General features: G+C 41.3%; 9 protein-coding genes. 5 read left to right on the top strand and 4 right to left on the bottom strand.

Annotation, left to right across the window (positions count from 1 at the left end):
- Positions 1-108 precede the first annotated feature (108 nt).
- Positions 109-948: a lysophospholipid acyltransferase family protein gene (locus ACFPFU_RS06270; protein WP_377062620.1), complete on the top strand. Its 840-nt coding sequence runs from the start codon at positions 109-111 to the stop codon at positions 946-948.
- 783 nt (positions 949-1731) lie between these two features.
- The gene (locus ACFPFU_RS06265; RefSeq protein ID WP_377062618.1) at positions 1732-2763 is read left to right on the top strand and encodes a sensor histidine kinase; all 1032 of its coding nucleotides are present in this window, start codon (positions 1732-1734) and stop codon (positions 2761-2763) included.
- A 3-nt stretch (positions 2764-2766) separates the two neighbouring features.
- Here the strand turns inward: ACFPFU_RS06265 and ACFPFU_RS06260 are convergent, their stop codons facing one another.
- Positions 2767-4176, bottom strand: coding sequence for a sigma-54-dependent transcriptional regulator (locus ACFPFU_RS06260; RefSeq protein WP_377062616.1), 1410 nt, complete (start codon positions 4174-4176; stop codon positions 2767-2769).
- Positions 4177-4571: 395 nt separating this feature from the next.
- Between ACFPFU_RS06260 and ACFPFU_RS06255 the strand changes: the two genes are divergently transcribed.
- From ACFPFU_RS06255 to murA, 3 genes are all read left to right on the top strand, one after another.
- Entirely contained in the window at positions 4572-6827 is a 2256-nt protein-coding gene (locus ACFPFU_RS06255; RefSeq protein WP_377063212.1) for an ATP-dependent helicase, read from the top strand.
- Between the two features lie 94 nt (positions 6828-6921).
- Positions 6922-7599: a DUF4290 domain-containing protein gene (locus tag ACFPFU_RS06250; protein ID WP_377062614.1), complete on the top strand. Its 678-nt coding sequence runs from the start codon at positions 6922-6924 to the stop codon at positions 7597-7599.
- On the top strand, positions 7599-8906 hold the full coding sequence (gene murA, locus ACFPFU_RS06245; protein WP_377062612.1) for a UDP-N-acetylglucosamine 1-carboxyvinyltransferase: 1308 nt from the start codon (positions 7599-7601) through the stop codon (positions 8904-8906). Before ACFPFU_RS06250 ends, murA begins: the two co-directional genes overlap by 1 nt.
- Before the next feature lie 108 nt (positions 8907-9014).
- On the opposite strand, the gene ACFPFU_RS06240 is transcribed toward murA, so the two are convergent.
- From ACFPFU_RS06240 to ACFPFU_RS06230, 3 genes are all read right to left on the bottom strand, one after another.
- Positions 9015-10064, bottom strand: coding sequence for an NAD-dependent epimerase/dehydratase family protein (locus tag ACFPFU_RS06240; protein WP_377062610.1), 1050 nt, complete (start codon positions 10062-10064; stop codon positions 9015-9017).
- A gap of 34 nt (positions 10065-10098) precedes the next feature.
- On the bottom strand, positions 10099-10881 hold the full coding sequence (gene rfbF / locus ACFPFU_RS06235; protein ID WP_377062608.1) for a glucose-1-phosphate cytidylyltransferase: 783 nt from the start codon (positions 10879-10881) through the stop codon (positions 10099-10101).
- A gap of 102 nt (positions 10882-10983) precedes the next feature.
- Positions 10984-12126 carry a glycosyltransferase family protein gene (locus tag ACFPFU_RS06230; protein ID WP_377062606.1) on the bottom strand — a complete coding sequence of 381 codons (1143 nt, stop codon included), beginning with the start codon at positions 12124-12126 and terminating at the stop codon, positions 10984-10986.
- Positions 12127-12567: the final 441 nt, after the last annotated feature.

The raw sequence follows: 12567 nt of genomic DNA, 5'->3' as shown, positions 1-12567 counted from the left end.
TTACAAATTGGCGTCATTTATAACTAATTTTACGAAAGAAAGTCACCATTTTTTCCTTTCTTTGGCTCCTTGTTGACACTAAAAGCGCCGTTAGATTACTTTAATACCATGTTATTTGTCCGGATAATTTCTTTGCTGCCTCTGGGTATTCTCTATTTTTTTTCAGATATCATGTTCGTTGTCGCCTATTATATATTGGGTTATAGAAAAAAAATTGTCGCGGAAAACCTCCTGCATGCTTTTCCGGAGAAAACCCAGGAAGAGCGGTTAGCCATAGAGAAAGCGTTTTACAGAAACTTCACAGATTCCTTCGCCGAAACCATCAAGCTCCTCACCATATCCCGCAAAGAACTGACCAAAAGATTTGTGATCGAAAACCCCGAAATGGTATTGAAAAGACTGGATAATGGAGAAACCGTAATCGGTCTCAGCGCCCACCTTTTTAACTGGGAAGGACATCAATTGGCCATCAGCAGGTTTACCCAACAGCGATCCGAAACCGTGTACCTGAAGGTCAATAATCCCTTCTTTGACAAATTGATGAAAAAAATAAGGGGGAGAATGGGAGGAGATCTCACTGAAAGGTATGGGTTTCAAAGAAATTATCTCAAAAACAGGGATAAGAACAGGTTAATCGTATTGGCTGCGGACCAGCGACCCAACCAATCTGAGATTCGGTATGGGGCAAAATTCATGAACCGTGAAACGGTATTTTTTGAAGGTGCGGAAAGGCTTGCCAAAAAATTCGGCCATGCCGTAGTTTACGGTCAGGTCAGAAAACCCAAAAGGGGATATTATGTTTTCCGATACGTACTTATATCCGAACCACCTTATGCCGGAACCCCGGCTCATTCCATCACGCATCAGTTTATAAAATATACGGAAGAGAATATAAGGCAGGAGCCCTCGATTTATCTCTGGTCCCATAACAGATGGAAGAAAACATAAAGTGATGGCGCCCCAATCGGTTTAGACATGATCATCGGAACTACCTCAATAAGTCCTTTTGCCCTATGGCACAGATATTCCTTTTTAGCATTTTTTGCCGGCAACCTGGCTTTCCCATAACCTGACAAATGGAAAGCCCGCTCCCAGCCAACCCCTGTCAAAAATAAAGGCTCTAGGTTGGCTTTTATAGAAATATCCAGGACCAAGTACGATGTTATCCGCTAACCGATATAATGGGGCATCATCACTCACAATATTTTATTATTTCAGGAAGTGAGTAGAATCGCATCTTGAGCGTTCTCCCCTTCCGTCTTATCTTTTGAGGGATATTCCAATTTTTTTTCATTCATTTTTAAGCAGCGCCGGTCCGCATGTAAAAACTCGAATTCCTTTTTCCCACCGGACAGATTCGGATTGGGGTGTGATAATTTTCTTATCATGGCTGTCAGTATCTGGCATTAGTAACAATTCTTTAAATATAATCATTATTCTAGTATATACAACTATATTATTTAATAATTTTTAATATATAAATTATAATAAGAATATTATATTTCATTTTTATCTATTTACAAATATATTTATAAATAAAATAAAGCCACAATATTTTCATTTATTTTCATCGTCCACGGTAAGCAAAAAAGACATCCATTTATAAAGATTACAAAACTATATTCCACTATATCATCCTAAAATTATTACCCACCACAATTTTTTATTTTAATTCGTAACTTTGCGCACGGTTTGTGATATAAGGATATTAAGAACCAATTGTTATTTAGCATGCTTGACCCTGCCGTCTATGTTAAGGCTTTTTTGAAATCGCGTGAACTGATGATCCTTGTTGATTGCGATTATCACATCATCGATGTCAATGAGACAGCTGCCAACAACCTTGGCTACACCAAAGCTGAAATGATAAGCATGTCCATCACGGCACTTTTTTATAATAAAAAAGAAGGGGAAGAATTCATCAACGAGCTATGTAAAAGGTGGCATATTCTAAACTGGGAGTACACATTTAAAACCCAAAAAGGCAAACCTTTCTATGTAATGGTCAGCGGCGACCGTATAGATGATAAAGCGGATTTGTATTTATTAGTGGCACAAAACATCACGGAAATCAAAAAAGAAACTGAGGCCAAGCTAAAACAAAACCAATTACTGTATACGAAAAACATGATGCGCCTGTTCGTACATGAAATGAAGAATCTTTCCAACAACATCTGGCTGGCGATTCATGAGCTAAAGGAGAACGATGGGGAAATCCATAAAATCACCGATTTTATCCAACAAAACAACCAGAAAATGGATACCATGATCCAGTCCCTGTTGCAACAGGACCAGGTTTTTTCCCTGGACTTAAAGGAATGGGATGTCAATGAGGTATTGGAGGAAGCCATCGGAAGCAACCAGGAAAAAATCAAATTGCTCGGAATAACGCTTACCAAAGACCTGATGCCCGAGAAATTCCTTTTCCCAATGGATAAGGGCAAAGTGTTGCTGGCATTGAACAATATCATCGGCAACGCCATCGAATCCATAAAAAGGGCCAACGGCATCATTTGGATCAGTTCCCAAATGGCTAAGCACAAATCCATTATCAGGATCTCGGACAATGGAGAAGGCATTGGTAAGGAGGAAGCCAAAAACGTATTCAAACCCTACTTTACCACCAAAAACGGCGGAAACGGCCTGGGGCTTTATACCAGCAAGCAAATCCTGTTTGAACACCGGATAGGCTTCCATATAGAAAGTGAAAAACATGTAGGGACTACTTTCACCTTATATTTTGACAGAGACGGCCTGGATTAAACTTCACGTCTCCAACTGATACAATTTCAACTTCTGGTAAAGGGTTTTTCTGTCTATGTTCAATAGCTTGGCTGCTTTGGTTTTGTTGTTGCCAACTTCCTTCAACACTTTCAATATGTGATTGGCTTCAGCCATGTGGGCTGTTTTCCTGAGATCAGTATGGTTTTCGGCCAGCAGAACTTCTTTGTGCGTGTCTTTTGCAGCACCTACATAAAAGTTTTTGGTTTCGCCACCACCCCTATTCTCCTCCATTAGATGACGGGGAAGTACCTTAGAGGTGATTGTTTCAGAACCAATGGACAGCAAGCAGGTCCTCCTGATGACATTTTTCAATTCCCGGATATTTCCCGGCCACGAATACCTGTTAAACACTTCGAGCACTTCATCACTTAAAGAAGGTACGGGTTTGCCCAGCTCTTCTGCCGTCTTTGTAATAAAATGGTTTATAAGCAGCGACATATCGCCTCTTCTTTCCCTTAGGGGAGGCACCGTTATATTGAATTCATTTATCCGGTAATACAGGTCTTCCCGAAAACTTCCATTTCTTACTTTATCTCTTAGATTTTCATTCGTAGCGGCGATTATCCTCACATCGATTTTTCTGGGTTTTAAACTCCCCAACTTTCTGACGACTTTCTCCTGAAGCGCTCTTAACAGCATTACTTGGATGTCCATAGAAAGATTGCCAATTTCATCCAGAAAAACGGTCCCTCCTTTTGCGAGTTCAAAAGCCCCGGTTTTATCTGAATAAGCCCCGGTATATGCTCCTTTTTCGTGACCGAAAAGTTCGCTTGCGGCAATTTCTTTAGAAAGGCTCCCACAATCGATCGGAATAAAGGGACCGTCTTTACGCGCACTCTTTTCATGGAGCAGCTGCGCGAGCGATTCCTTGCCGGTACCCGTCTCTCCCTCAATTACCACGGAATAGTCTGTAGGCCCGACCAAATCCACCGTTTTGACCAACTCCCGGGAGGAACTGCTCTTCCCTATAATGAAATCCTGATTGGGCACAGATGAAGTTTCATGCCTGTTCGGATATGATTTATTTCTTTTTTTCAGTTTCAAGGCAGATTCCAGAGTCTCCAAAAGTTCATCAGGCCGCAACGGCTTTTCCAGATATTGGTACACCCCCTCTTTTATGAGTTCTATGGCCACTTTCAGATTGGTATAGCCGGTAATAAAAATCACGACCATCTCAGGGTTTGCATTCCTAAGTTCTGGATAGAGCGTTCTCCCGTCTATATCATCCAACCGGTAATCACATAACACCAGGTCAAAGAACTCCATCTTGAGCATTTTGATCCCCTGTTTCCCGGAAGTGGTGGACTTTGCGTGGTATCCCTTCTTTTTCAAAAACTTCTCCAACATCTGACAAACTGAAAGTTCGTCATCGATAATCAATATTTTATGCATTCTTCCTTCACACCGTTTGTAATACCCCTAAGCGACAGACTATTAAGACAAATAGTGCTTTTTTACCATGATTACTATATTTCATCATACAAGCACTTACAGGTCATAATTTTTTTTAAAATTCTATATTATTTATCAAAAATAACATTCTTTTTGCAAAATCAATGGAATTATGGCCGCTGAAAGTCCCACACCCAGATATAACCGGCAATTTTTTTACTATATTCATCAGAAAGTGTTGTTCATAAGCCTCCATCAATTCTGACAGGTTAAACGGGCATCACTTGCTTACTTTTAATTTAAAGAGATGATTCCCCAAAATTAAAAGGGAAATAGTAACTTTGAGGGCCTGTGAGAAAATGTACCTCGTCAGGCTAAAACCGGAGTAGAAAATGTTGGAATATCTTTCAAGTCTTAACCCACCCCAAAGAGAGGCTGTAGAGAGAACGCAAGGCCCTTTGATGATCATTGCCGGAGCTGGCTCTGGAAAGACCAGGGTTTTGACCTATAGAATCGCCCATTTAATTCAGGCAAAAGGGGTGGATCCATTCCATATTTTGTCCCTGACCTTTACCAATAAGGCGGCCAATGAAATGAAGCAACGGATTGAAAAACTCATCGGGCTGGAGGCCAGAAATACCTGGATGGGTACATTCCATTCCGTTTTTGCGAAAATCCTTAGGGTGGAAGCCCACAAACTCGGCTATCCTTCCAACTTTACCATTTACGACACGGATGACAGTAAATCACTGATCAGGTCGATTGTCAAGGAACTTAAACTGGACGATAAGGTATACAAACCCAACACGGTGCTTTCCAGGATCTCCGGGGCAAAGAACAGGCTGATCTCATGGGAACAATATGTTAATGACCCCTATATCCTGGCTGACGATGAAGCAGCGATGAAACCGAAGATGGGGCAGATCTACAAAACCTATCAGAGCAGACTTTTCCGGTCTTCCGCCATGGACTTTGATGATCTTCTTTTTAATACCAACATCCTTTTCAGAGATCATCCTGATGCCTTAAATAAATACCAACAGCGCTTCAAATACGTCATGGTGGATGAGTTCCAGGACACCAACCTGTCACAATACCTGATCACCAAAAAAATCGCCGCCGTCCATCAAAATATCTGTGTAGTAGGAGATGATGCCCAGAGCATCTACGCGTTCAGAGGTGCCAACATCCAAAACATCCTGAACTTTGAAAAAGACTATCCCGATCTGTTTGTGGTAAAACTGGAACAAAACTACCGTTCTACCAAAAATATTGTAAACACGGCCAATTCCATTATTGAAAAAAACAAATCCCAGCTAAAAAAAAATGTATGGACCCACAATGAGTCAGGTGATCTCATTGAACTGATGAAGGCCTCCTCGGATAATGAAGAAGGCCGGATGGTAGCCACTACTATCTTTGAACAAAAAAACAACAAACAGCTCCACAACAGTGATTTTGCGATTCTGTATAGAACCAACTCTCAATCCAGGGCCATGGAGGAGGCTTTGAGAAAGCTGAATATCACCTACAGAATTGTCGGCGGCCTTTCTTTCTACCAGAGAAAGGAAATAAAAGACCTTATGGCTTATCTCCGGTATGTGGTTAATGAAGAAGATGAGGAAGCATTTAAAAGAATCATCAATTATCCCAAAAGGGGCATAGGCAACAACACCGTGGAGAAGGTGATGGTAGCAGCTTATGAACATGATATCCCGTTATGGGAGGTGATCAATAACAGCAGCAGTTTTTTAAGTGGCCGGGCCGCCAATTCAGTGGAAGACTTTTGCACGATGATCAGAAGTTTTAAAATTGAAACTGAAAGGAAGGATGCTTTTGAAGCCGCGTCATCCATAGCGAAACAGTCCGGGTTACTCAGAGAATTATATGAAGACAAAACCATAGAAGGTCTGAACCGCTACGAAAACGTTCAGGAACTTCTGAATGCCATCAAGGAATACGTGGACAATCCGGAAAATGAAGACAAGAGCTTAGGCGCCTTTCTACAGGAAATTGCTTTGTTGACTGACGAGGATCAAAATAAAGATACCAACGATGCGGTGACCTTAATGACCATACATTCCTCAAAAGGGTTGGAGTTCCGGCATGTGTTTGTAGTGGGAATGGAAGAAGATCTGTTCCCCTCTCAAATGATGATGCAAAGCAGAGAAGATCTTGAGGAGGAAAGGAGGTTGTTCTATGTGGCCTGTACAAGGGCCATGGAAAAACTTTACCTGAGCTATGCACTAACGCGGTACAGGTACGGTCGGTTATTAAACTGCGAACCCAGCCGGTTTTTGGAAGAAATAGACCCTAGTTATATAAAGGTAAATAAAAGAACCGGCAGCAACGTTTCCAGCAGTTTCAGGGAGTCCCTTAGTGAAGGAAACAACGGATTTATTGGGTTGAAGAAAAAACCTGCCTTGAGAAGCAGTACAACCGCAAAAGTCCATACCCCTAGCCCCGATTTCAAGCCTTCCAATACCAACAACCTTCAGAAAGGCATGAAAATTGAGCACCCGAAATTCGGATTTGGGAAAGTGACGGGAATAGAAACTGAAGGCACCAATAAGAAAGCCCATATACATTTTGACAATTTTGGAGAAAAAACATTATTACTTAGTTTTGCAAAACTCCGGATATTGGATTGATTAGAAATATTTAAGATACGGCCTTTATTAAAACCTGAAATTGATGATTTTTTAGTATATTGAAAGAGATCAGGAAACTTAAAAAGCGGGTATCATGACAGATAATGGACAGCCTAAAAACAAAGTTATTTTGAAAGAGTACGGAAAAAACATCCAGAAACTGGTCGATTATATCAAGACCGTTCCTGATGACGAAAAGAGAACAGAATATGCCTATGCCTTGGTAGACCTGATGAAACAGCTCAATCCCCAGTTAAAAACCGAAAGTGATCAAAAACTATGGGATGATCTTTACATCATGTCGGATTTTGAATTGAAGGTAGACGGTCCTTTTCCTATGCCACAAAAAGAGCTGTTGGGTAAGAGGCCGCAGATGATAGGATACCCGGAGGGTGAAGTAAGATTCAAACATTACGGCCGAAACATCGAAAAACTCATCGAAAGGGCCATCGAAATCGAAGATGATGATGAACAGGAAACAGCTCTGATATATATAGGCCAGTTGATGCGAAGCTTTCACTCTACCTGGAACCGGGAAAATTTTGATGATTCCATTATCATAGAAGACATCAAGACGTTGTCGAAAGGAAAACTTCATATCGATTTAGAGAAAGTCAAAGAAAACGGACTTTTTGAGACAAGCATGAGAAGGGATTTTAAAACCAACACTTCCGCCGCTTCCGAAAATAACCATACTTCCAGCAGACGAAACTACAGCGGAAGCAACAAAAGAAGAGGCAACGGATCGAGCAATAAAAAAAGGAGAAATTAATGGCTTCATTTCGTGTAAGAGGGGGAATCAGGCTGAAAGGCGAAATCGTCCCCCAAGGTGCAAAAAATGAAGCACTGCAGATTCTCTGTGCGGTATTGTTAACGTCGGAAGATGTGCATATCCATAAAATCCCCAATATCCGGGATGTGAACAAACTCATTGAGCTCTTATCCGACATGGGAGTAGCCGTGGAGAAAACCGGGCCTGAGAGTTACCGTTTCAATGCTTCAGCAGTGAACTTAAAGTACCTTGAAACCATTGATTTTTTGAAGAAAGCTTCTGCTTTGAGAGGTTCTGTGATGATTTTGGGGCCTTTACTGTCCAGATTTGGAAAAGGCCGGATTTCCAAACCAGGGGGAGACAAAATAGGCAGAAGAAGAATGGATACCCATTTTTTGGGTTTCCAGAAACTTGGAGCCACTTTTCACTATGACTATCGGAAAGAAATTTATCATATAGATGGAAGCGATCTTACGGGATGTTATATGTTGCTCGACGAGGCTTCGGTAACCGGTACTGCGAACATCATCATGGCTTCAGTCTTTGCAAAAGGCAAAACCGTCATCTATAACGCAGCCTGTGAACCATATATCCAACAGCTTTGTCTGATGATCAACCGAATGGGGGGAAGGATTGCCGGCATCGGATCCAATCTGCTAGAGATAGAAGGCGTAAAGGCCCTCAAAGGCACAGAGCACACCTTGCTGCCGGATATGATTGAAATCGGCTCTTTTATAGGCTTGGCGGCAATGACCCAGTCGGAAATCACCATAAAAAATGCCCAGGTAAACAAGTTGGGGGTAATTCCCGATACTTTTAAACGAATGGGGATAAAGCTTGAGATCAGAGGTGACGATATCTATGTCCCATCCCAAAAACATTATGAAATAGAAACCTTTATCGATGGCTCTATTTTAACCATTGCTGACGCTATCTGGCCGGGATTTACTCCGGATCTCCTCAGCATCGTTCTGGTCACTGCCACTCAAGCCAAAGGCACGGTGCTGGTCCATCAAAAAATGTTTGAAAGCCGGTTGTTCTTTGTGGATAAGCTGATCGATATGGGGGCTCAAATCATTTTATGTGATCCTCATCGTGCTACCGTAATAGGACTGGACCGGAAATACCCCCTTAAGGGCATCAGAATGACGTCCCCGGATATCAGGGCCGGTGTAGCCTTGTTAATCGCCGCACTGTCGGCAGAAGGCACTTCCGTAATCGATAATGTGGAACAAATTGACCGCGGATATCAATTCATAGACCAGCGCCTCAACGCGCTGGGTGCAGATATTATCCGGATGGATTGATAACCGGATGGCTCCGTTTATGAAAAGACCTTGGGACATAGACCGCGCAATCCAGTCTATCTCCAAGGCTTTTCATTTTTAAGTTCTATAAGTTTTAAAAGAAGAGGGTTATAAAGTACTCCATTCCAGCTTCTCATTCAGTAAATGGTTTTCTTGGAGTCGGTTAAGAACTTTTAATCTGATAAGCTGCGATTCCCTGAACGCGGGGTCCTTTAATCCCATGGCTATAATACCTGTTTTAAGGTCTTCCACTGTATCCTCTAAATCATAATTGGGTTGATGATCAGGAGCCAGTTTTTTAAACAGATCAAAATTTACCTTGAATGACCTTTTATCTACAGGGGCATTCCTGTTGATTGAGATTTTAGTGCCGGGAATGGCTCTTCCCACTGCCTCCGCAATGGTTTTGACCTGATTGTTCCATCCGTTTGTACCTGTATTCACGGCAAGAAAAGATCCGCCGTTATCAGCTTTTCTAAAAGCAGCCCATTCGATGGCCCTGGCCATGTCTTTAATGTTGATCATCGGCCTCCAGGGTGTCCCATTACTAAGAATAGAGATCTCCTTCAGGACAATTGCCCCCGCAACAAAGTCATTGAGTACCAAGTCTAATCTTAATCTGGGACTAAATCCACAGGCTGTTCCAAATCGTAAACAGGTTACCACAAAATTTTCATCCGCTAATGGCATAAGGTCATTTTCAGAATAAACTTTTGATTTTGCGTAAGCTGTCAAAGGATTGAGTTCAGACGTTTCCGTTTTTGGAAAATCATCGGCAGCGCCATACATGCTGCAGCTTGAGGCAAACACAAAATGGGTGACACCGGCCTTCTTTGCCATTTTAGCTAACTTAATTCCGGCCCTGTGGTTGATATCCATGGTGATTTCCTCAAACTTTTTACCCATAGGGTCATTGGAAATTGCGGCTAGGTTTACCACCACATCAATCCCCTGCAGCAAATGCTCCGGGAAATGGCGTATATCACCAAAAACCTGGGTATCCACATATACTTCCGGCAGCACACCTGCATCGGTAAGACAATTTGCAAAATAGCCGATATCATAACCGACAATCCCTATTTCCGGATAGTTCTTCTTCAGATGTTTTACCAGAACCGGACCTATATAGCCCATATTCCCGGTGACAAGGATTTTCATATACTTTCTATTTCTAATATAAAACAAACGATAATTACCAGACCTTCCAGGGAGCCTTGTTTTCAATCCAAAGCTCTTCGAGGTAATTTTTATCCCTCAACGAATCCATAGCTTGCCAAAAACCGTGGTGAACATACGCTGCGAGGTTGTTGGATTGGGCCAAAGTTTCCATTGGGTCCCGTTCCCATACCGAAGAATCTCCCTCAATCAAGTCAAAGACTCCCGGTTCTAAAACAAAAAAACCTCCGTTGATCATTGCCCCTTCATTTCCATCTCCGTCAGGCTTTTCTCTAAAATTGCTCACCCTGCTGCTTTGAGAGGACAATACAAACGCGCCAAATCTTCCTGGCTGCTTAACTGCGGTAAGGGTAGCCAGACACCCCTCTTTTTTATGAAATTCTATAGAACCACGGATATTCACATCAGAAACGCCGTCTCCATAAGTCATGCAAAAGGTTTCATTGCCCACATAGTCTTTTACCCTCTTTAATCTACCGCCAGTCATCGTACTGAGACCCGTGTCTACCAGCGTTACTTTCCAAGGTTCCGAGTCACTGTTGTGAATTTGCATTTCGTTTCGTCTCAAATCAAAAGTAACATCAGAGTTCAAAAGAAAATAATTGGCAAAGTATTCCTTGATCATGTATCCCTTATATCCACAGCATATGATGAAATCATTGATCCCATAAAATGAATATGACTTCATGATATGCCAAAGTATCGGGCGGTAACCAATCTCTACCATGGGTTTAGGTCTTACCATACTTTCCTCGCTGATCCTTGTACCATACCCCCCTGCTAATATCACTGCCTTCATGCTTCCAAATAGTTTAAATTATCCATTAAGTTCAAAACTAAAATAATTCACAGAAAAATAAATATAAGTATTTGACAATTAATTGTTGTCGATAGCCGTCCCTTAAAGATCTGCCATGGTCCTCTCCCTTTTCTTTCTGTTTTTATTCGCCGCACCTGATTCATGATAGACCTTTTCCAACACACTTTCCAAATGGTCAGAAAAAATTCTGGAATTGAATTTGTGTTTAAACACATAGCTGGATTTTCCACTCATTTTATTCCATAGCTCTTCATCGTTGTGTAATAAAGTCACCTTTTCCCTCCACCCTTCCACGTCATACATGTCTACATAAAACCCAAATCCTTCCTTCTCCACATCCAGGTTCAAAGTAGGGTTTTTTGTCATGATGACAGGTTTACCAAACGTAACCACATCCTGCAAACTGGTCATCCCTTGGCACCCTTCATTTTTTTGCGGGTATTTTAAGGGTATCAGGACGGCAATAGCTTTCTTGTACCAGGCCACCAGATCATAAAAAGTCGCCTCCCAGTTCAAGTCGACGTTATCAGGAAGGTCCTTCACGTTAGGAATGCTTTTTGGCGTACAGAAAATTTTCAACTTGTAATCCAACCCCCTAAAGGCTTCAATTAAAGTTTCGAAATCCCTAGCGGTATGTCCTGCACTTATAAAATAATCGCAGGCATCAAACGGAACCGCCTGCCGGCAGTATTTATCAAAAAAATCCATGTCAGGTCCCCATTGAGTGGTCGAAAACCGGTCTTTTTGATGCTGTTCTGGAAGCCTAAGTGTTTCTATGGTTTTGCTTAACAAGCTTTCACTCAAGAATATGCATGCTTCGTATTGCAGAATGAACTGTCGGGAAAAAAACCTTAGGAGTTTATTGGAATCTTTAGCTCTCCAAAACGGCTGATGGATGGTCACCACGATAGGTTTTTTAAATAAACCCACCCATTTCAACAAAAGTAAGAGCTTTGTATTGGCCATGGAATAAGGCGAATATAGGACATCAAACTTCCTGAGGTTAAACAAAATCCTGAGCTGTTGATCCAAGTGGCCTATTCCAAACCACTTCCCTATCCTGTTCAAAAACTTATACCGCTCATGGGGGAAAATTATCATCTCGACTTTTCCGTTTCTGTCCAGTTCAACCTTTCCCCATACGTGATGGCTTCCGCTTACACCTTTTGCCCACAAATCATAAGCGTTCTCCATTGAATAGTTGTTAATTAAAAGTACTTTCATTTTCATTCCCACAATTCTAAAAGATCAATTCAAGTTCCAAATTTTATCTTTCTGCTCTAAATTGAAAAAAAACCTGTTTTTTGTAGTTTATATAAACACAAATTAACTTCATTCCATCGAAATATCCTCAAAATAGAACTAATAAATTTCACACGACAATCTTTCAACTCATTTTTTAATCCCTACCCCCGCAGTCCTACAAACCTATAATTTTAATATTTTTTGTGTATAATACAAGCCTTAATATTCCAAGGGTTGATTATAAGGACAAAAAAAGCGGGTCAACTCATGATTAAATCCCGGGTTTGTTTTTAACCACTGAAAATCAAACGCGCCTGTCTAAGGCAAGTAATTTTTGCTAATAAACACCATTTGTTCAGAAATTCGTTTTTTATATGTCAAAATACATTTATTTTTATTAATTGAGTCTGTTTTTGTTAA

The organism is Negadavirga shengliensis (assembly GCF_042652345.1).
Lineage (GTDB): Bacteria > Bacteroidota > Bacteroidia > Cytophagales > Cyclobacteriaceae > Negadavirga > Negadavirga shengliensis.
Note: the sequence above shows the minus strand (reverse complement) of the source record. Positions and strands in the feature narration are given on the sequence as shown.